Annotated in this window: 18 protein-coding genes and 1 pseudogene; 10 read left to right on the forward strand and 9 right to left on the reverse strand. The window is 62.0% G+C overall.

Translation table 11 applies throughout. The features are described from left to right. Window positions 1–106 precede the first annotated feature (106 nt). The 3 genes from GCT19_RS22695 to GCT19_RS22705 all read left to right on the forward strand — a co-directional run bounded on the left by GCT19_RS22695 (window position 107) and on the right by GCT19_RS22705 (window position 4,057). Window positions 107–580 carry a hypothetical protein gene (locus GCT19_RS22695; RefSeq protein WP_018433009.1) on the forward strand — a complete coding sequence of 158 codons (474 nt, stop codon included), beginning with the start codon at window positions 107–109 and terminating at the stop codon, window positions 578–580. 73 nt (window positions 581–653) lie between these two features. Next, entirely contained in the window at window positions 654–3,062 is a 2,409-nt protein-coding gene (ppsA, locus tag GCT19_RS22700) for a phosphoenolpyruvate synthase (RefSeq protein ID WP_018433010.1), read from the forward strand. 38 nt (window positions 3,063–3,100) lie between these two features. Next, window positions 3,101–4,057, forward strand: a complete 957-nt coding sequence (locus GCT19_RS22705) for a 1-phosphofructokinase family hexose kinase (RefSeq protein ID WP_018433011.1) — start codon at window positions 3,101–3,103, stop codon at window positions 4,055–4,057. 140 nt (window positions 4,058–4,197) lie between these two features. Here the strand turns inward: GCT19_RS22705 and GCT19_RS22710 are convergent, their stop codons facing one another. Further along, the gene (locus GCT19_RS22710) at window positions 4,198–5,442 is read right to left on the reverse strand and encodes a hypothetical protein (RefSeq protein ID WP_035490461.1); all 1,245 of its coding nucleotides are present in this window, start codon (window positions 5,440–5,442) and stop codon (window positions 4,198–4,200) included. A gap of 234 nt (window positions 5,443–5,676) precedes the next feature. On the opposite strand from GCT19_RS22710, the gene GCT19_RS22715 reads away from it, so the two are divergent. Continuing rightward, complete coding sequence (locus GCT19_RS22715; RefSeq protein ID WP_018433013.1) at window positions 5,677–5,952, forward strand: hypothetical protein; 276 nt, start codon at window positions 5,677–5,679, stop codon at window positions 5,950–5,952. A 319-nt stretch (window positions 5,953–6,271) separates the two neighbouring features. Here the strand turns inward: GCT19_RS22715 and GCT19_RS22720 are convergent, their stop codons facing one another. The 5 genes from GCT19_RS22720 to GCT19_RS22740 form a co-directional block, all read right to left on the reverse strand. Further along, window positions 6,272–6,991 (reverse strand): Bax inhibitor-1/YccA family protein, encoded by a 720-nt coding sequence (locus tag GCT19_RS22720; protein ID WP_018433014.1) that lies wholly within the window; start codon window positions 6,989–6,991, stop codon window positions 6,272–6,274. Window positions 6,992–7,024: 33 nt separating this feature from the next. After that, entirely contained in the window at window positions 7,025–7,441 is a 417-nt protein-coding gene (locus GCT19_RS22725; protein ID WP_152853171.1) for a hypothetical protein, read from the reverse strand. A gap of 688 nt (window positions 7,442–8,129) precedes the next feature. After that, the gene (locus GCT19_RS22730; protein ID WP_018433017.1) at window positions 8,130–8,969 is read right to left on the reverse strand and encodes a universal stress protein; all 840 of its coding nucleotides are present in this window, start codon (window positions 8,967–8,969) and stop codon (window positions 8,130–8,132) included. A 166-nt stretch (window positions 8,970–9,135) separates the two neighbouring features. Then, window positions 9,136–9,414 (reverse strand): ChaB family protein, encoded by a 279-nt coding sequence (locus GCT19_RS22735; protein ID WP_018433018.1) that lies wholly within the window; start codon window positions 9,412–9,414, stop codon window positions 9,136–9,138. A 268-nt stretch (window positions 9,415–9,682) separates the two neighbouring features. Beyond that, window positions 9,683–10,264 carry a lipocalin family protein gene (locus GCT19_RS22740; protein ID WP_018433019.1) on the reverse strand — a complete coding sequence of 194 codons (582 nt, stop codon included), beginning with the start codon at window positions 10,262–10,264 and terminating at the stop codon, window positions 9,683–9,685. A 590-nt stretch (window positions 10,265–10,854) separates the two neighbouring features. On the opposite strand from GCT19_RS22740, the gene GCT19_RS22745 reads away from it, so the two are divergent. From GCT19_RS22745 to GCT19_RS22765, 5 genes and pseudogenes are all read left to right on the forward strand, one after another. Then, window positions 10,855–11,793, forward strand: coding sequence for a hypothetical protein (locus GCT19_RS22745; protein WP_018433020.1), 939 nt, complete (start codon window positions 10,855–10,857; stop codon window positions 11,791–11,793). A gap of 44 nt (window positions 11,794–11,837) precedes the next feature. After that, complete coding sequence (locus tag GCT19_RS22750) at window positions 11,838–12,044, forward strand: hypothetical protein (protein ID WP_152853172.1); 207 nt, start codon at window positions 11,838–11,840, stop codon at window positions 12,042–12,044. A gap of 99 nt (window positions 12,045–12,143) precedes the next feature. Continuing rightward, window positions 12,144–12,389, forward strand: a complete 246-nt coding sequence (locus GCT19_RS22755) for a hypothetical protein (protein ID WP_026228207.1) — start codon at window positions 12,144–12,146, stop codon at window positions 12,387–12,389. Window positions 12,390–12,391: 2 nt separating this feature from the next. Then, a pseudogene (phnD, locus tag GCT19_RS22760) lies at window positions 12,392–13,135 on the forward strand (phosphate/phosphite/phosphonate ABC transporter substrate-binding protein). Window positions 13,136–13,535: 400 nt separating this feature from the next. Beyond that, window positions 13,536–14,066, forward strand: a complete 531-nt coding sequence (locus GCT19_RS22765) for a cytochrome b (protein WP_018433025.1) — start codon at window positions 13,536–13,538, stop codon at window positions 14,064–14,066. Window positions 14,067–14,405: 339 nt separating this feature from the next. Here the strand turns inward: GCT19_RS22765 and GCT19_RS22770 are convergent, their stop codons facing one another. Beyond that, on the reverse strand, window positions 14,406–14,873 hold the full coding sequence (locus tag GCT19_RS22770) for a CreA family protein (protein WP_018433026.1): 468 nt from the start codon (window positions 14,871–14,873) through the stop codon (window positions 14,406–14,408). A gap of 230 nt (window positions 14,874–15,103) precedes the next feature. Further along, the gene (locus tag GCT19_RS22775) at window positions 15,104–15,745 is read right to left on the reverse strand and encodes a membrane protein (protein WP_018433027.1); all 642 of its coding nucleotides are present in this window, start codon (window positions 15,743–15,745) and stop codon (window positions 15,104–15,106) included. Between the two features lie 235 nt (window positions 15,746–15,980). Here GCT19_RS22775 and GCT19_RS22780 point away from each other — a divergent pair, with 235 nt between their 5' ends. Next, the gene (locus tag GCT19_RS22780) at window positions 15,981–18,272 is read left to right on the forward strand and encodes a heavy metal translocating P-type ATPase (protein WP_026228208.1); all 2,292 of its coding nucleotides are present in this window, start codon (window positions 15,981–15,983) and stop codon (window positions 18,270–18,272) included. Window positions 18,273–18,296: 24 nt separating this feature from the next. Here the strand turns inward: GCT19_RS22780 and GCT19_RS22785 are convergent, their stop codons facing one another. Beyond that, on the reverse strand, window positions 18,297–19,247 hold the full coding sequence (locus GCT19_RS22785) for a universal stress protein (protein WP_026228209.1): 951 nt from the start codon (window positions 19,245–19,247) through the stop codon (window positions 18,297–18,299). Window positions 19,248–19,403 lie beyond the last annotated feature (156 nt).

Consider the following 19,403-nt stretch of genomic DNA (forward strand, 5'->3'; position numbering starts at 1 on the left):
GGGGCCGCCTACAGTGAGCCTGAATGGATGCAGCGATGCGACCGATAGCTGCATGACATAGCTTCCGATTGTCGGAGATCGATACAAGGTCGCGGTGGAGAATCGCATGAACTGGCTTGCAGAGTTTTTTTCGCAGAAAACAGCATCGTTGGCTCTGTCGATGTGGGCCTACCCGCCACTGATTCTCGGACCGGAAGGGCCGGCCCCTCAGCAGATACACACTCTTCCGTATCCCGGCGCGACGCTCGTGTTCACGCCAGGTGAGCGGGTCGAACGGGGCGGTCTCGAGTACGAGATTCCCGCGCGGTTCGATTTGGGCCGCGCCTCCGGAACGCGTGGGATCGACGTCGACCCCCCGTTCCAGACGTCGCAGTTCTTTCGCTCGGTGACGATCTTCGCGCCATCTCGCTACAACCGCGATTTTCTGATCACGGTGAACGATGAGTTCGCTTTCGTGCCGGTCTTCTCGTCGGATGGCGCCCCGGGTTTCTCAGGCACGTGCTTCGAGTTCGGCGGCGAATCGGCGAGGCAGGCGCAAATGCAGCTGCCGTGGACTTTCCAGGGCTATATCAGCATCTAGTAAGCGCCCTGCCGCAGGCGGGACGTCGCGCCGCGCACACGGCGCGGCAAATGGTCGGGGCAAGGAGCACAACATGGATCAAGCTGTCGCGCAGGTGATCTGGTTCGAGGACTTGCGACGCGAGGACGTCGCAAGCGTCGGAGGCAAGAACGCGTCGCTTGGGGAACTATTGTCCCAACTCGACGGGCATGGCGTTCGGGTTCCGCCGGGATTCGCGACCACGGCGCAGGCCTATTGGCGCTATATCGACGCCAATCGTCTGCGCGACCAAATTTCGGCGCGTCTCGAGGACCTCGCGCAAGGGCGCCTCACGCTGGCCGAAGCCGGGGAGGCGATCCGCGCGGCCATCGTGCATGGCGACTGGCCGACCGAACTCGCGCAGGCCGTCTGCGCCGCATATCGAACGCTCGGAGAGCGCAGCGGCGGCGCCGACGCTGACGTCGCGGTTCGTTCGAGCGCCACAGCCGAGGATCTTCCCGACGCGAGCTTTGCCGGCCAGCAGGAAACTTTCCTCAACGTGCGCGGCGAGCGGGCGCTGCTCGATGCCTGCCGGCGCTGCTACGCGTCGCTGTTTACCGACCGGGCCATCGCGTATCGAACGGCCAAGGGCTTCGACCATTTGCAGGTTGCACTGTCGATCGGCGTCCAACGGATGGTGCGCTCGGATCTCGGCGGCGCGGGCGTGATGTTTACGATCGACACAGAGACCGGGTTCGACAAGATTGTGCTGATCAATGCAGCATGGGGCCTTGGCGAGAACGTCGTGCAGGGCGCGGTCGATCCGGACGAGTACGAAGTGTTCAAGCCGCTGCTGGCTGAACGCGGGTATTCACCGATCGTCGGTAAGAAGCGCGGGGAGAAGGCCCGCAAGATGATCTACGCGAAAAACGGGCCTCATTCGACGAAGAACGTGCCGACTTCCAAAGCCGAACGCGCCGCATTCGTGCTTGACGATGCCGAGATCCTGTCCCTGTCGCGCTCGGCCTGCGCGATCGAGGCTCACTACGGGCAGCCGATGGACATCGAATGGGCGAAAGACGGCGCGACCGGTGAGATGTTCATCGTGCAGGCGCGTCCCGAAACGGTGCAGTCGCGCCGGGAAGCGAGTTCGGTGAGGAACTACCGGCTGCGCGACGCGGGGCGCCGTCTTTTGCGCGGCGTCAGCGTGGGTGAAGCGATTGCGGCCGGCGCGGTTTGCGTGATCGAGCATCCGAGCGACATGCACCGTTTCGTCGACGGCGCGGTTCTGGTGACGCCCACCACCGACCCCGACTGGGTGCCGGTGATGCGTCGCGCCGCCGCGATCATCACGGACCACGGCGGGCGCACTTCGCACGCGGCTATCGTGAGCCGGGAACTGGGGCTGCCCGCGATCGTCGGTACCGGCAATGCCACGCATCTGCTGCACGACGAACAGGAGGTGACGGTGTCGTGCGCGGAAGGCGACGAAGGTTTCGTATACGAGGGCACGGCCGCGTTCGACGTCGAGGAGATCGATTTCCGATCGATCCCGCAAACGCGCACCCATGTGATGCTCAATCTGGCCAATCCCGCGGCCGCCTCCCGTTGGTGGCGCTTACCGGCTGACGGCGTCGGTCTCGTGCGCATGGAGTTCGTCGTAAGCAACGACATCAAGATTCATCCGATGGCGCTCGTGCGATTTGATGAACTCGCGGACGCGACCGCGAAGCAGCGCATCGAGGAACTGACGGCAGGGTACCCGGACAAGGCGGAGTATTTCGTGGATCGGCTTGCGAGAGGACTCGGCCGCATTGCCGCGGTCCAGTACCCGCGGCCCGCGATCATACGCATGAGCGACTTCAAGACCAACGAATACGCGCATCTGATCGGCGGCCAGGCGTTCGAGCCGCACGAGGAGAATCCGATGCTGGGGTTCCGTGGCGCTTCGCGCTACTACTCGCCGCGCTATCGCGAAGGTTTTGCGCTGGAGTGCAGAGCGATCCGGCGGCTGCGCGAAGAAATGGGGCTGCGCAACGTCGTGGTCATGATCCCGTTCTGTCGCACGGTTTGCGAAGCCGATCAGGTGCTCGAAGTCATGGCGCAGAATGGCTTGCGGCGCGGGCAGGACGGACTACAGGTATACGTGATGTGCGAGATTCCGTCGAACGTGATTCTTGCGCGCCAATTCGCGCAGCGTTTCGACGGCTTTTCGATCGGAAGCAACGATCTCACGCAATTGACGCTCGGCGTCGATCGTGACTCGGCGGAGCTGGCGCCACTGTTCGACGAGCAGGACGAAGCCGTCGAATGGATGATCCGTCGCGTGATCGACGACGCGCATCGGGCAGGCGCGAAGGTTGGGCTCTGCGGTCAGGCGCCGAGCGATCACCCGGAATTCGCGGTGTTTCTCGTCGACTGTGCGATCGATTCGATGTCGGTGAGCCCGGACAGCTTCATTGCGGTCAAGCGCGCAGTGGCAAGCGCGGAAGCTCGCGTGGCTTCGCCGGCGGCGACAGCCTGAACGGGTTGCAGACGCCCCGGCGCGCCCGGAGATGCCAGATGCACGAGATCCTCACTCTGACACTGAACCCAGCGGTCGACGTCGCGACCTCGGTCGATAGAATCGTCGACACGCGCAAGCTTCGTTGCAGCGCGGCGCGGCGAGATCCTGGCGGCGGTGGGATCAACGTCGCGCGCGTGATACATCGGCTAGGTGGCGACTGCGAGGCGCTCTATATGGCGGGCGGTGCGCCTGGCCTGACGCTGAGCGCGATGATCGAAGCGGAAGGGGTACACGCCACCTGTATCGGCATCGCTGGCGAGACCCGTGAAAACTTCTCCGTTCGGGAGACCTCGTCCGGACGCGAGTACCGCTTCGTGTTACCAGGGCCCGTGCTCGCCGAAGCGGAATGGCAGACCTGCCTGCGGCACATCGGCGAGGTCGCCGTCGTGCCACGCTACCTCGTACTGAGCGGCAGCGTGCCGCCGGGTGTCCCCGACGACATCTACGCTCGCGTCGCAAGGATTGCACGGGAACACGACACCCGCGTCGTACTTGATACCTCCGGCGCGCCGCTAGCCGCGGCGCTCGCGGCTGGGGTTTTCCTGGTCAAACCGAGCCTGTCTGAACTTTGCGCGTTGGCAGGCCGCGAGCTGGAAGACGACGCGCAGCGGCTCGCCGCCGCACGCGACGTCGTGCGTGCCGGCGGCGCGGCGATCGTCGCGCTCACGCTCGGCGAACACGGGGCACTCGTCGTCACTGCGGATCGTGCGCTGCGCGTGCCTGGAGTTGCGGTACCGGTTTCGAGTTCGATCGGCGCGGGAGATAGCTTCCTCGCCGCGATGGTTTGGTCGCTCAATCGCGGCATGACGTTTGACGAAACCTTGCGCTATGCGGTGGCGGCCGCTTCGGCGTCGTTGCTCACTGAGGGAACCCGCCTGTGCGAGCGGGAGCAGATAGAGCGGATTTACCGCGAGCTCGAGCTCGCGGGTGCAGATTTCGTCTCCTTGGCTTGACGCCCGATTCCCGCGGACGAACGACGGACGCTTGGACCGCGATTCGTTTGACGCGAATCGATCAGACTGCTTGGCGACTCCCGCGTTTGCAGTTGGCTCTGCAGGATCTTTGGCGGCCATTGCGCAAAGCAGGGCAACTCCTAGAACACCAGGCCGAACAGTCTTTTCACCAGATCTTCCAGCGACATCATCGTCAGGGCCAACGGCACGATCGGCACAAGTACCGCGGCTGCAAGGCGAACGATGGCTTCCTTGGTAATGGGAGCGATACGCATGGTTCGGACCACGTCGAAACTGTTGGCGAGATCCGCAAGCGATTGAATGTCACCGCTGCCCACCAACGCCTCACCGCCAGACGAGCCGCCCCGCAGCCACTTGGCGTCGAATTCACGCACGTACTGTTCGGCCAGAGCGCCGTATTCACTCAGGCCTGTTCGCTTCGCCTGGGCCAGTTGAGGCGCGAACACCAGTAAAGGACCAAAGACCAGACACAACAGGAAGAGAACCATCGATGCAGTCTCGACCTTGAATTCCGTGAGGGCGGCCCCGGCGAAGAAAATGCGGTTCGCGAACTGGGCCGCAAGCATCGCGCCGTGCGCGGCCAGGAGGGCCATGAACGCGTAGACGGTATTGGCGAGAAATCCCAGACCGCCGACGCGATCAGGATGAGTGGGAACAAGGCTCAGTTCGATGCGCGACACCTGCCAGAGAAACCGCGTCCAGATAAAGATCCGGAAATACCAGCGGATCAACAGGAACTGAAACAGCGGGACGCTCACAAAGGCGTACCAGAATCCAGCGAGCGAAAGGGTCAAGCCACTGGCAGTGGGTACTGCGTACCACGTCGACGTCGTTTGCAATGCGATGTATTGGCGCCACACCACAAGGACACCCACACCGTACACAAGAGCGATCAGCATCAGCTCGGCGGCCACAGAATTACGCAGACGGAATGCTGACCTGACAGCTTCATCGAACCGCGCAACGGACGCTTCCGGAATGATCTTGCGCTCGAGGAAGGCCTGCGCGATCGGACGCAGCCGCCGATGCACAACCAGCTCGGCGATGATCAAAAGGGGCACGGCCACGAGGAAGCGGATGTGAACTTCCAGGTCCAGCAGGAACGGTAGCGCCACACGGTTGCCTAGCAAATGCCCGTCCACAGCAGCGAGCACCAGTAGCGGCAGCCAGGCCAACAGCGAGATGACGAGAACCCGCTGGCGCACCAATGCCAGCGCATCGTCGGCCATGTGCGTCCGGCGCAGAAGCTGATAGAGTGGACCGCCCAGAACCAGTGAGAAACTCTGCGTGTCCTGCAGAATTTCCTCGGCGGTCGGCGCATTACGTTCTGTTCTTTCAGGCCCAAGATGCAGGTAACGATTCATGATTTGGCGCCTCATCCAAGCTGTCGCGTACTCTCTCTCGACTTGGGATTCATCGTAGAACCGGACGGGCCGCGCATATTGATCCAGGTCATGCTTGCATGTTCGCGGGCCGGTGCCAGCTGGGCGCACTGAAATTCATTCCCGTCTGAGAGAGAGTACGCGACAGCTTGTATGACCCAGATCAAATGACGACGGGACGCGTGGCGTACGGTAGGCGACAGACCACCGGAGCGCATGATGTATTCGATCAAACCTTTCTTCGTTGAGATTTTTCCCGAACGTGTGGATGGATGGACGGCCGAGGCGCGCTTTTCTCGTCAAGGCGACTACGCGAAACCAATCAAAGTGCCCAAGGTCCGTTTCTTTCTCCGGGCGGTCAAGCCCACTAAGGCAATGGCTGAAGGTGATGCCATTGAGTGGGCGCGTCGCTATATAGCGTCGTCTGCCGAAGTTTTGGAAACGTCGCTAAAACAGGAGGAGATGCGCGGGAATCCGCGTCCTCGTTCATAGAGCTCATTGACATGGTCCGTGACCTGGTTCTCGAAATCTGACAGCGACAGGACCTCCACGATCAACGCGCAACGTTTATCGACATCTGAAAAGACGCTCGCAAAAGACGCCCTGTCGCTTGAACCGGGGTGTTTGATGGGGCGAACAGCGCGACTTGTGATCCCGGCGGGCATCAGGCCATGCTGAAGACGGCTTTCTGTCGGGTCTGAAGTGAGGAGGCGGACGGCCGGCTTTCATAGAAGCCTTTTGATGGAGGACGGCGCTACAGCACGATGCCTGTTGCTCGCGCACCCCCCCGTTGCGGCGCGCGACAGCCGGCCTAACGGCGACGGTCGCCCAGCAGGCGCAGCAGCATCAGGAAAATGCTGAGGAAGTCGAGATAGAGCGCGAGCGCGCCGATGACCGCCTTCTTGCCGGCAACGACATCATCCTCGCCCGCGATATAGAGGTTGCGGATGCGCTGCGTGTCGTAGGCGGTGAGGCCCGTGAATACCAGCACGCCAATTACGGAAACGACGAACTGCAACGCCGTCGAGGCGAGGAACAGATTGACGAGACTGGCGATCACGATGCCCGCAAGCCCCATGAACAGGAAAGAGCCGAAGCGCGACAGGTCGGCGCGTGTCGTGTATCCATAGAGGCTCGTGGCACCGAAGGTGGCCGCGCTGATGAGAAATACGCGCGCGATGCTGTCGCCCGTGTACACGAGGAAGATGCCGGACAGCGACAGGCCGACCAGTGCCGCATAGGACCAGAAGCAGATCCGTGCCGCGCCGAGGCTGATTCGCTCGATGCGCAAGCTCAGCAAAAAGACGAGGGCGAGCGGGGCGAGCAGCACGATCCAGAACAGAGGCGTGGCGGCGATCGATGCATACAATCCGCTCGCCGCTCCGACGTATGCAACGACGCCCGTCAGCACGAGGCCCGCTGCCATATAGTTGTAGACGCGCAGCACATATTGCGCGAGACCCGGGTCGCTAGTTTCGAGTCCGCGCTGCGCCGCTGCTGGCCGGTCGCCGCCGATGAATCTGTGTGCCATGATCGCTCCTGTTACTGCATTTGCGGGACGCGTTTAGCGTACCGGAGCGCCGTCTCGTGTGATCTGAACCGCAGTCGCCTCGACGTAGTCGACGTGTACGCTGTCGCCCGCTTCGAGCCCGTCGAGCAACCCGTCTGACGACGCCTGCAGCACAACGGTGCGCGTCGGTCCGCGCAACGTCAACTGACGCTTGCCGCGATCGATCTGCACGACGGTGACCACTGCCTCGACCCGGTGTAGGGCAAGGGACGCGCCGAGCGATGCGCCGGTCGTAAACCCTTTATCGACGCGCTCGCGGATACCACTCGAGTTGGACTTGTCGGCCCGCAGCAATAGCGCGCGGTTGAACGTGACGGCGACGGTGTCGCCCAGCCGCAGTTTTCGCACATCTCCGATACTCGGGTCGACCACCACGTCGACGGGTTCACCGTTGTCTTCGAGGAGTGTCATGCTGTTTCTTCCGGCGTCTATCGCGAACACGACCGCGTTCGCATGCGTGACGCTGGTGCCCGAGAAGGGCTTGTCGGGGGCCGCCCGGGTTGTGGTTTCTTCCGCCGTTGCCGCGCGCGGAAGCGCTGCGGCGAATATAAGTCCTGCCGTGGCCGCCAGAAGTCCGCCTTGCCATCTGTGTTTCATCCTGTAACCTCCGCGCCGTGCAACTCAAATGCGTTTGTTCACGCCGCCACGTTCGAAGAATGTGGACGGCGCAATATGTCTGTTCACACGAGCGAGCAACTGCGGCGCGTATGCGAGTTCGGCCAACCTTGCGCGGACGCGAGGATGAACGCACGCGAGCGACACGACGACGAATGACCCCGGCAGTGCCAGAAATCCTATTAGCAAGATCCGTTTAAGCATGCTGAACCCCGTCTGCGCTTCACGCACGGTTTCATCGTAGGGCCTCGCGCGCCAGCGCGGTTGATGCATGTCAACGGCGATAGGGATCTGATGCGAACGCGTGCTGTGCGAGGCACCGCGCGGCAAGATGCACACCTGACGCAGGTCAATCCGAAAGGCGTTCGACCGTTGACGCACGCATTGCGCCGTATCGCGGAATCCGAGACTGAGCGCGCGAAGCGGGTCCAGAGCGAACGACGGTATTCGCGAACATGACGTACCTCACGCAAACTGCGCGGATTCAGTTCGACATCAGAACCGGGACAGTCATCAATTGCAGCAGGGCGCGCGTAACACCGCCCCACACGGCTTCGTGCCAGCGCGCGTGACCGTATCCACCCATCACGATCAGGTCGCTGCCATGAGCCTGCGCGCACGACAGCAACTTGCTTCCCACGCGCTCTCCGGTGGCGCCTTCGAGTTCGAGCACGTCGATGACCGCGTCGTGACGGGCGAGCGTACGTGCCATGTCCGCGCCCGGAATGCGCGCGCCAAGCGGCGCGTTCGCCGGTCCGTGCACCGTCACGAGGATGTTCTGTCGCGCGCGGGAAATGAACGGCAGAGCGTCGTGAATGGCGCGGGTCGCCTCGCGGCTTCCATCCCAGGCAATCAGGATGCGGTTGCCGACGCTCGGGAATACGCCCGTGTACGGCACGAAGAGCACGGGTCGCCCTGCTGTCATCATCAGCTGTTCGCCAACGTGATCGTGGATGTATGTTTCGGGGGCGTTCGAGTTCGACTGGCCGGCGATGATAAGGTCAGCCAGACGCGCGTACCGCACGATGCTACGCATGTCGCTCCCGTCGCGGCATCGGAATTGGCCGGCGACCTCTGCGTGCCGGCACGCAGCGTCGAATAGATCACGCAAAGCCGCTCGCTGCTGATCGCTCTGCCGCATTACTTCCGCGTACATGCTGGCCGCGCCCGGTATCGCGGACAATATGTGAGGATCTGGAATGGGGGTGGCGTCCAGCCCCACCAATTGCGCATCAAACTGCCGGGCGACGCGCAACGCGATCTCGAGGCGCTGCCGTGCGGCCTGACTGTTGTCCAGATGGACCAGCAAGTTGCGGTAGTTCATCGCATTGACTCCATCGGCATGCAAAAGATGTCTTAGCGCATGACTGAATCCAGTCCAGGTAGGCGGGAGACCGCAGCGGTGACGCAAGTCAACCGGATTGTGGGCCTGGCGGGCTTTACAGCACAAAGGGCTTTGACCGGCAGCAGGAGCGCCACCATCGGGCGGATCAGCGGCGCGCTATCCACTCATTGCCGTCCTTGACGTAACGCCGCTTGACTGCCGCCCATGCCACGCGATGCGCGATTTCTTCGTGACGCGCATCGGCCGCGTATTCCTCGTATGCAGCGTTAAATGCAGCCCGATAGATCTCCTGCGCGTGCTGCGGCAGATGATCCCGAACCGATTCGGGCAGGTCGGCATTGCTGAAATAGGGCACTACGTTCTCCGCTCGAAGAGTCGGCATATGCGTCGCGTGCAGGGCGGCAGCTTCGGACTGGGTCAACATCAATGCCTCCCGTGGTGGCAATCGCGAGAGCGCCGCCAGTCTGCCGGCATCCGGCAGTGCCGGACAAGCTGGGATCACGCCCAGTTGCAGATGACCGCTGGGATGAAAAAGCGTGACGCTCGAATAAGAGGATGAGCGCCTGCGAGGCGCAGGCGTTGACGTGTATCAATGATGGAGCATCGGGACATCCGACCAAAGCGTGAGGCCCGTTGAAACGACGCCGATTGTGGTTTTAAGCCACCGGTTTCGAATCCCGTTCCCACGGATTTCATTCAGATCCCGCTGGGCTGGTTTGTCCCGCATCTTGTGGAACCTGCCGTATTCTCTGAACGTTGAAGCCCATACCGGCGAGTCGGGCAATCAGATCGAGGTAAGTCTCTTCGTCCATCGTTGGACTGCGCGAGAGCACCCACACCATGTTGCTGTCGACCATGCAGCGAATCGTGTGGTGATACTCAGGATCCACGTACGCGGTCACAACCCGGACTTCGAATGGCCAGATGAGTCCGACTCGCCACGTCGTGTTCCCCGTTCCACCCACAACCTTCGCCACGAAGTGGCTTCCTGTGACCGGCTGGTCGAATGAGTGTCGTCGGCCGCGATAGTCGTCTGTGATTTGTCCATCGGCACGCAATGTCCATTCGTCGTAGCTGCCGACATAGTCGTTATCGCCGAGATATGGCGTTTCCGCAATGACGAACCACTTTCCCATGTAGCGTTGCAGATCGATCGGCGGACCCGCGACACAGGCTGTGGGTTGGCCGGGGGTCTGCGGCGACGCTGCCGGGATGTGCGCGCAGCCGGTCAGGCAAGCGGCGATGGCCGTCAAGCACGCTATCGAATTTTGCATTGGCGCAGTGTATGTTGAGCCCTCGTCACCAATACACGATTTCGCGAAACCAGCGATGCGGCGACGGTTGATCGGAGCGTTTAGCGCATGTCGCCATTGCACTCGCGCTGACGGCTGGCTCCGTTGACCTGCATCAATTCGAGCGCATCTCGATTGCGCAGGGCGATTCCTGTCGGGAACGAAGCTATTAACGATCACTCGCGCGACGATAACTGCCCGACCGAGACGTCCCCGGAAGCGAGTCACTTACCAGTCTTGACATGGATCAATTGACATGTCGCCGCCCGGCAGTCTGATAGACGCGTGGCCCTTTAGCCTGACTGACGCGTAGGCGGGCAGGTACATCGTAGCCGTCGCCTGTGACAGGGGACACCCCGTTCGGCAGAAGAGCACACGCGTGGTCGCCATGACATTTGCTAGCACGGAGCTGTCAGGGCAACTACTATTGCGGTTGTGGATTCGCCGCGGTTCACGTGACCACGCACGCAATGTGAGATTCTCGTAAGAGGTGAATTATGGGATTGCTTGCCAGTCTGTTTCATCCCATGCGAGCACGAACTGCACATGCCGAAAGCGCGCGTGTGGCCGAGATGATCGATCGCGTCATTGCGATGAACCCGCGCCTGCGCCTGTCACGACATTACAGGGAACGTCTCGGGAAAGCCGTTTCCGTCTCGCTGACCTACATCGACGATCTGATAGGTTCGCTCCCCGCGCCGCACGAAGCCAATGCGGCCGCCTGGTCGACCGATCCATTGATTCGCGTTTTCTTCGCAACGCCCGATGATCTCGTGAAGGCGTTCAGCCGCTCCGAAGAACTGCGCACATATTTCGGCCGGAACTCTTTGCTGACAGAAGCCTACGCGACGCTTGGGATGGCGATGTTCGAACGCCACGTGCTGGGCGTTGCATCCGAGGGCGGCGAGGTGCGGCATGACGTCCCCCAAACCACGCTTTGCTTCAGTGACCATCGTGTCCGCGTCTGTGGCAAATCAGACGCCGACCTCCGCGAGGAGATTGCGCGCCGCCTGGTAGATCAATTGGCGCTGGAGGGGCTCGCCAGACTGGCCGCTGATCGTCACGCGCTTGTAGCAAAAGGCAGAGAGCTTATCGCGGCGCGCGTGGCGCTACTGGAACGCCGCGGCGTGGGCATGCGCTCGGTGGTCGGGGGCAGTCAGGACGCTGATTCGGATGAACTGGCGCGGCTGGAGAACCAGATCGCTGAGAACACCCGCAACCTGGCTGCCCTTCGCGTCCCGACCGAACTTATTGACCTTCAACTGGACCGGGTTTGCGAGGTATTTTCCACTCCTGCCGAGCATATCTATGTCGAGAAGCGTCGCCTGCGTCTGGATTTGATGAATGTGATCCGCAACGACGATACCGAGGCCAGCCGCGAAATCGAGCTACGCCTTGCGCGCATTCCGGGCGATCCACCCCGCATGCGCGCATTCATACTCGTACGTTTCGCTCGTGACGAACTATTGCCTGCGGGGTTGCATGTCGACGCAGCAACGCGCGCGATGTGACGCTTCGGACCTTGGCGTATGCGTGTCGTGGCCCCGTTCAAACAATGGAGTCCGAGCACAATGCGGTGTGCCGTATTATCTCCGTTGAAGACTTCGACAACTTCCGGCGGGCGACCATGACCACAACAGTGGATTTACCCGCAATGGACTCGAGCGCGCCGCTCGACGTGAAGCGGGACGCCGGTGAACCGGGTTGGGGACTGCTGATCAAACTTCCTGATACTGCCGCAGCACCGGGCATCGGTCTTTGATGGCCGACCCGGATAAGGGTGTCTTCTTCAAGCGCAAGGGCCTGACGTCGTCGGTGGTGGAGCAACGCCGGCCTTCATCAGGAGAACGGGGAAAATATCGTGTCTGGAAAAATCGTGGTCAGTCTGACTCGAGCCAGGGACGACATAGACCGTGCGACGGTCGCCTTCGAAGTCCCCAACGCCAGCTTCGTCGAAGCGTGGGGCAAAAACTACACCGGCTCACGGTGCATTAACAAACGCGCGCTCGACGAAGAGGATCTCATCGCCGTAGCGAAGATCGCCGGCGGCGCCGCGGCCGCCCCATTCATGGGTGACGCCTGCCCCAGTCTCAACTACCTAGGGTGATCATGACAACTCGCAGACCGTTCATTGCCGGCGCGGCCGGCTTCGCCTCGTCATGGGCGCTCGCTCCACTCGCGCACGCCCAGTCCTCCAAGTCGTTGCGCTTCGGCGTCGGTCCGCTGCAGCCCACCGCTGAAGATACCAAAAAGAGCTTTGGCCCATTCGTTGCATGGCTCGCGAAGCAGCTTGGCGTCGATTATGAACTGTCGGCTACGACCGACTGGGCCCGGATGGCTGTCGCAATGGGCTCGAGTCAACTCGACCTCGCATGGATGGGGCCATGAGGCTACATGATCGCGAACAATTCGACCGGCTGTCAGGCGCTCGCGACGCTCAAGTAAGACGACAAACCGTTTTATCACGGCATCATCGTCGGCCGTCCCGATCTGACGGTAGTCCGCTTCCCGGATGACACGAAGGACATGTCGATCTCATTCGCGGACGTCGGCTCCACCTCGGGCTGGCTGATTCCGACTTGGTATGCGAAGGAAGTGTGGAAGATCGATCCGAAAAGATTCTGGAAGTCCACGGAAGGCGCGACGCATGCGGCGAAGGAGGTCGCTGTGCAGTCGAGTCAGGTCGATCTGGCCACGGACTTCGACCGCAATCGCAACCCGATGATCGCAAACCGTGTGATCAAGCCGGAAGGCACGAAGATCGTCTGGACCTCGGAGCCGCTGCCGAACGATGCGCTTGTGGTGCCGCACGGCACGTCACCGGACATGCCGCCCAGTTGCAGCACATTCTGACCGCGCTCACGCCGCAACAGGCGTCGGCGGTGCTGCCGGCTCGCTACACGGGCTTCGTGCCGGCCACGCACGCGTCCTATTCAATCCAGCGTCTACTCCACCCAACGAAGCGGAGACGCGAAATGTGACTGTGTCGGCCTATAATCGGCCGTTAACGGCGCGAGACGGCAAGACTGATGTTCGACGCGCGCGTGCAATTCGGCACGGAGTTGGACGGGCGTGGACTTGGCGTCATCATCGATTTTCCTGCGAAGCCGGGACCACAAGGTGGTATGTCTGCAGCAGAGCCACTGGGTCTGGCGACGTCACGCGACAGCCCGCGCACCCGTCTTAAGATTTCGTTAACGGCTTCTGCGTAGAGTCATCGGCTCTTTCCAGTGCAAAACCAACGGAGGTCTACATGGCGACTACAGCACGTTATGACGGTGTTTCACGCTTTCTCCACTGGCTGATCGTCGCGCTCGTCGCGGCGCAATTCGTATTGGGCTGGACGATGCCGGAGGTGCATCGCGACACCAAGCCGGTCGGCCTGATTGCCTGGCACATTGTGGCCGGCACGTCTTTACTGGCAGTGATGCTGTGCCGGATTCTCTGGCGCCTCACACATCCCGCGCCCATGATCGAGATAGCGCGGCCGCTGCGCGTCCTCTCGGCGCTCACACAGCTTGCGCTCTATGGCCTGTTGCTTATCGTACCGCTGCTAGGCTGGATCAATGCCTCGTCACGCGGCTGGCCCGTTACCCTCGCTTACGCGATCCCTTTGCCCGCGCTCGCCGCCAGCGGCTCTTCATTTGGGCACGCCATGGGCGATGTGCATGGCGTGCTGGCGTGGGTCCTGTTCGCGTTGATCTGCCTGCATGTGGCCGGCGCGTTGACGCATCTTTTCGTTTTTCGGGATCGCGTCGTGCAGCGAATGGCACCTTGGTCTTGAACAGGCAGTACTGCGGCGGTTGAGGCGTAAGATCCAGAATCTTGAGAAGTATGGTCGGGAGGGAGACCTCAACTCAGGCGCGGTGCCAAAGCCGGTGCTCCGCAATCGCTAGCCGTGCTGTTACAGCGGCGCCCCAATTCTGCGAGTCGGCCTTTGACCGTTGGCGCAGGCAGTCCGGGAGATTGTGGACACGCTGCCGAATCTCCGAACGCAATGGTAGCAAGGCGTTCAGCGTAACGCGCAGCTAGAGGTTCGAACATCCGCACGATCCGATAAGCCGATTCGGTATCGGGGGTTGGGTATTGCAAACTGAAACGGGGGCTTCACCTATTCTCCGGCTTACCTTCCCCGTACCGGTAACTGAATCACGTCAACATGGCCGGGTAAGTCTCCTGCCAGTTCACTTTCTGTGTAACTGAAATACAGGATCGATTGCCGGCTCGGATCGAGTATCCGGAACACGTGAAGGACCCTGAAGATCGGGTCCACGGATTCGTCGAATACCTGCGCCTGTTTGGGGACACGATTTGAGGCCGTTAGCTTGCCCACTTGATGACAGGAAACTTCCGCATCAGGTGCCCGCGTCGGCTGAGATGTGCCACCCAGAGCATTTTCGTCGTGTGATTTGGAAACATAACAGGTGACGCCCCTCAGGAATGGATCGTCATACGCGGAGATTTCGATTTGCCCACCATAGCGCTGGGAATGCGTCGCGATTCTCGCCAATTGCTCGCCGTGAGCGGGGGTCGATAGGGAAATGGCCAGCGCAGCTGCCGTACTCGAAACAAAGACGAGGCATCGTGTCATCACACATCTCCTTGATTCGCTGGACGGTATCGAGGAAGCGTTCGGGCGGTCGTATGGGTTGTTTCGGACAGACTATGGCCTCATACGTGCGGAGGCTTGACGCACGTCAAAAGATGGCGGAAAGGGAGACATCGTGCGGGATCAGATCAGCGCGCCATCGGAACCGCGTGAAACTTTTGCACGCCTGTAAAGGCGTGCAAAAACGCGCCTGGCTGGTCGAACAGCCGTGTTCAATCCTTCGGGGGTTGGCCGCGCTCAGCGACGGGGGGAAGGCTGACTGAGCGCCGCCACCTCAGCTTGCGTTGCTCCATCAGCATCTTCCAGTCAAGTTTCATCAGGATGTACACAAAACCTAGCAGGGCCAGCTGGGAGATGACAAAGTAGCCGCTGAGATATCCGCCTTCGAAGTCGGACTCCGGATCGATAAATGCGGAAGCGAACCGCCCAAGGTGAGCCCAGACGGAATAACTGATCGTACGACCCGCGAAGAATGCGGCACCGATGACGCGCAGGGGCAATCCCGACAGTCCATATGCGATGAACAGGAAGTTTGAAGGCAACGGTCCCAGCGCATATAAAAAGAACGCGCCCACGGTGAGCTTCCTGCGCTTCTTGAGCCATTCTTCAACAACAGCAATGTTTTCCCGGTCGGACTCGCGCATCAGCCGCCCGCGCATCAAGGACCGTGAAAACCTGGCCAGCACCAGCCGGCCAATGGTTGCGGCGCTGGCGGCTACGACGGCAAATACGAACGGATTGCCCTCGGAGATATTGAAGCCGACCCAGGACATGGCCATCCACGTAGGCGGCGCAAACGCAGGCGCGAGATTGAGCAGCAGCACGACAACGAACAGCGTTGCCAACGTCGACATGTCAGGGCCTCCTGACCGATTGACCACCTTTTCGAACTTGCCATGCGACGGGAAGCGCGAATCGACACGGTTCGACCGGCGAACGGCAAGTATCGGATTGGCGGGGAAACGTCCGGTTTGACGCAAGTCAAGCAAATGTAAAAGATGGATCCCTACACTGATTATGATTCGGATCTCGCGTGATGCGCGCTCGTAGCGCTTCCTGGTCGACTGGACTCCTCTTCACCTGCCCGCCATGTCACGTCCGTTACCCGCAGTCGATCTGGCTCTCCTGCTCGTCTCGGGAGGGAGCCTGGTAGCCGGGGCTGCTTTCGCCGTGATCGGCAGGGGCGCGGTCGCACATGCGCTGTGGATAGCCGGTGCATTACCGATCCTGGTGGCGCTATCGATATCCATCGTCACGGCGCTGCGGCGCCACGAAGCGGGCGTCGATGTGCTCGCGCTGCTTGCCATTGGTTTCGCACTGGGCCTCAGCGAATATCTGACAGCGGCGGTGATCTCCTTGATGCTCGCGAGTGGGAGGGCGCTCGAACAGTACGCCCAGCAGCGGGCGCGTCGCGAAATGACCTTGTTACTAACCCGTACTCCGCGTCACGCCAACCGCTTCGAGGCTGGCGAGTGGCGCCAGATCGAGCTGGACACGGTGCGTCCCGGCGATCGTCTGCTCGTTCGCAATGGCGAGTTCGTACCGGTCGATGGCTCGCTCATGGGCCACGCGCAGCTCGACGAGTCCACACTGACCGGGGAATCCGCGATTCAGCAGCGATCGTCCGGTGAATCGGTGTGCAGCGGCGTAGTCAACATGGGTGCGGCGTTCGAGATGGTCGCCGCGGCGAGCGCCGCAGATAGCACGTTTGCCGGAATCGTCCGCATGGTGGAGTCCGCGCAGCAGGAGCGCAGCCCCGCAACGCGTCTTGCCGACCGTTACGCGCTGCTGTTCGTCGCTGTCGCGCTGTTGCTGGCCGGTGGCAGCTGGCTTGTCACCGGCGAGGTAGTTCGGGCGCTGGCGGTGCTCGTCGTGGCAACGCCTTGCCCGCTGATTCTTGCTGTGCCGGTGGCGGTCGTCTCCGGCATGTCACGGTGCGCCCGACGTGGCGTGTTGGTCAAGGGCGGCGGCGCGCTGGAAACGCTCGCGCGGGCCAGTGTGCTGTTCTTCGACAAGACGGGAACCCTGACGAGCGGACGCGCGCGCCTCGTCTCGATCGAAACCGGTCCGGCTATTTCACCCGAGACCGTATTGCGCTTTGCGGCCTCTCTCGGCCAGGCGTCTGCGCACGTGATTTCCGAAGCAGTGACGACGGCCGCACGCGAGCGCAATCTCGTGCTGCCAGCGCCCCGAAGGGTCGTGGAGCAGGCTGGCGCCGGCGTGCAGGGCGAAGTGGAAGACCGTGCCGTCGCAATCGGTTCGTTTGCCTACGTGTCGTCGCTAGCGACGCCAGCGCTGTGGAGCGCGGCATTCCTTCAGCGCGTGGGCTATGGGGGAGCTTCCGCCGTGTTCGTTAGCGTGGACGGCGTGATGATAGGCGCCCTCCAGATGGCCGATCAGATCCGTCTCGAGACGCCCCGGGCGCTGCGGCTGTTGCGGCAGGAAGGCATCCGGCGCTTGATCATGCTCACGGGCGACAGGCGCGACGTGGCAGAGACGATCGGCGCGACGCTCGGCCTGACTGAAGTGCGGCCAGAACAGACGCCATCGGACAAGCTCGAAGCCATTCGGGCAGCGCGCCGGGAAGGCACGGTCATCATGATCGGCGACGGCGTCAACGACGCGCCTGCGCTTGCGGCCGCCGACGTCGGCGTAGCAATGGGGGCGCGCGGAGCAGCGGCGTCGTCGGAGGCGGCCGACGTGGTGCTTCTGGTTGACCGGCTGGATCGGCTCGTCGAGGGACTACGGGTAGCACGCCAGACAAGGCGAATCGCCTTGGAGAGCGTGATTGCAGGCATGGCGCTCTCGTTTGCCGCAATGGTCGCCGCCGCGTTCGGGTTTCTGCCTCCTTTGCTGGGCGCGGTGATCCAGGAGGTCATCGATGTGGCTGTCATCGCGAACGCGTTGCGCGCGTTGCGGATACGTTCGACGGCGACTGCCGGCTCCCTGTCCCGTGGCGACGCGGAGCGCCTCAAAAGTGAACATGTCGAGCTCGGTCCGGTTATGGAGCAAATCAGGGAACTGGCAGACAAGCTGCCCCGTTTGCCGCGAACGTCAGTGGTGGGCGCGCTCGCCGGCATGAACGAACTGCTGGAGCGTCATCTCGTGCCGCATGAACAGCGCGACGATCTGGAGGTGTATCCGGGTCTCGCACGTATGGTTGGCGGGGAAGACCCGATGGCGGCCATGAGCGCTACGCACCGCGAAATATTTCGGATTACCAGGTTGCTCGGGCAAATGACGGAAGACATACGACCCGAGGGGCCCGATGCCGCTAGCCTGCGCGAATTCCAGCGCCTGCTGTACGGGCTCGATGCGATCGTACGTCTGCATTGCGCGCAGGAAGACGAACTGTTCCACGCCCTTGGAGACGGGGCATAAGGCCCAAGCTGCAGCCTGAATCCGTCAAGCCCCGGTCGCTTGAACGAGCAGGAGCGGCGTTTGCGTGATCTGAGCGACGCGCCCAGCAACGCTGCCGAGTATCCAGCGTGCCATGCCGCGCCTGCCGTGAGTGCCCATCACGATCAGCTGCGCGTCCCAGCCGCTCGCTTCGCGCACGATAGCGTGCGCGACGTCGTCGCTGGTCGGGCCTGTCCTGACGAGCGCGGTAGTGGTCTGCGTCGACACGTCGGCAAGAACCGGCTCGGCGGCGGCTAGCGCCTGATTGCCTTCTTCGACGAACGCGTCCTGGAGCGTATCGATGGGGAAGAAGTCGGAGAAACGCACGGCGCGATCGATCACGTAGACCGCGCGCAGGTGCGTGTCGGGCGTGGCGAACCTTACGCCATGCCGCAATGCCGACATCGACTGAGGGCTTCCGTCGACCGCAAACAGGATGCGCTCCGGCAAGTGGCCCCCCGTCCTGCTGTGGTTTTCAGGGACGACGAGTATCGGGCATCGCAGACGTCTCGTCAGCGGTTCCGACACGGTACCCTCGACCCAACGCTGCAAGCCCTGGTGTTGACGGGCACCGACAACCATCAGGTCGGCTCGCCACGAGTCGGCTGCCTCGAGCAGGGCACCCGCGACGTCGCCGCCGCGCTTCGAGAGATCGATCACTTCGGCTTCGATACGCACGTCGCACTCGGACATCAATTCCCTCGCGCGGTCGAGCGCTTCGGCCGCATCGTGCAGCAATTCTTCGCGAGCCAGGTCAAGTGCGCGGGCAACATGCCGGCCCGTCGGAAAGAGCGTATGTGGATTCTCGGCCACGCTCACGAGCCGTACCTCGGCACCGAAGGGAAGGATGTTTCGGGCGTAGGTGAGTGCCTGTCGCGAGGCCATCGACGAATCGACTGCGATCAGGACCCTGCACGGCAGCGTCGACATGGCGTCGCCTGAACGAGGGGAATTCATGATTTGCTCCGTACACACGGATTTAGTGTGCGTTCATGGGCATCCTACCGTCGAACATGCAATGGCGGTTGACCAGAGTCAACTCTTCGGCCCGGGTCATTGATCGGGTCCGGATCGCCCGGGACAGGTTCGAGCCAAGTGCTGGCATCGCGAGGA

Source organism: Paraburkholderia atlantica, from assembly GCF_009362785.1.
In the GTDB taxonomy this organism is placed as follows: domain Bacteria; phylum Pseudomonadota; class Gammaproteobacteria; order Burkholderiales; family Burkholderiaceae; genus Paraburkholderia; species Paraburkholderia atlantica.

Excerpts from the sequence above, each read along its gene's own strand:
- GCT19_RS22695 (WP_018433009.1), top strand. The coding sequence starts at position 107 with ATGAACTGGCTTGCAGAGTTTTTTTCGCAGAAAACAGCATCGTTGGCT.
- ppsA (WP_018433010.1), top strand. The coding sequence starts at position 654 with ATGGATCAAGCTGTCGCGCAGGTGATCTGGTTCGAGGACTTGCGACGC.
- GCT19_RS22705 (WP_018433011.1), top strand. The coding sequence starts at position 3,101 with ATGCACGAGATCCTCACTCTGACACTGAACCCAGCGGTCGACGTCGCG.
- GCT19_RS22710 (WP_035490461.1), bottom strand. The coding sequence starts at position 5,442 with ATGAATCGTTACCTGCATCTTGGGCCTGAAAGAACAGAACGTAATGCG.
- GCT19_RS22715 (WP_018433013.1), top strand. The coding sequence starts at position 5,677 with ATGATGTATTCGATCAAACCTTTCTTCGTTGAGATTTTTCCCGAACGT.
- GCT19_RS22720 (WP_018433014.1), bottom strand. The coding sequence starts at position 6,991 with ATGGCACACAGATTCATCGGCGGCGACCGGCCAGCAGCGGCGCAGCGC.
- GCT19_RS22725 (WP_152853171.1), bottom strand. The coding sequence starts at position 7,441 with ATGACACTCCTCGAAGACAACGGTGAACCCGTCGACGTGGTGGTCGAC.
- GCT19_RS22730 (WP_018433017.1), bottom strand. The coding sequence starts at position 8,969 with ATGAACTACCGCAACTTGCTGGTCCATCTGGACAACAGTCAGGCCGCA.
- GCT19_RS22735 (WP_018433018.1), bottom strand. The coding sequence starts at position 9,414 with ATGTTGACCCAGTCCGAAGCTGCCGCCCTGCACGCGACGCATATGCCG.
- GCT19_RS22740 (WP_018433019.1), bottom strand. The coding sequence starts at position 10,264 with ATGCAAAATTCGATAGCGTGCTTGACGGCCATCGCCGCTTGCCTGACC.
- GCT19_RS22745 (WP_018433020.1), top strand. The coding sequence starts at position 10,855 with ATGATCGATCGCGTCATTGCGATGAACCCGCGCCTGCGCCTGTCACGA.
- GCT19_RS22750 (WP_152853172.1), top strand. The coding sequence starts at position 11,838 with ATGGAGTCCGAGCACAATGCGGTGTGCCGTATTATCTCCGTTGAAGAC.
- GCT19_RS22765 (WP_018433025.1), top strand. The coding sequence starts at position 13,536 with ATGGCGACTACAGCACGTTATGACGGTGTTTCACGCTTTCTCCACTGG.
- GCT19_RS22770 (WP_018433026.1), bottom strand. The coding sequence starts at position 14,873 with ATGACACGATGCCTCGTCTTTGTTTCGAGTACGGCAGCTGCGCTGGCC.
- GCT19_RS22775 (WP_018433027.1), bottom strand. The coding sequence starts at position 15,745 with ATGTCGACGTTGGCAACGCTGTTCGTTGTCGTGCTGCTGCTCAATCTC.
- GCT19_RS22780 (WP_026228208.1), top strand. The coding sequence starts at position 15,981 with ATGTCACGTCCGTTACCCGCAGTCGATCTGGCTCTCCTGCTCGTCTCG.
- GCT19_RS22785 (WP_026228209.1), bottom strand. The coding sequence starts at position 19,247 with ATGAATTCCCCTCGTTCAGGCGACGCCATGTCGACGCTGCCGTGCAGG.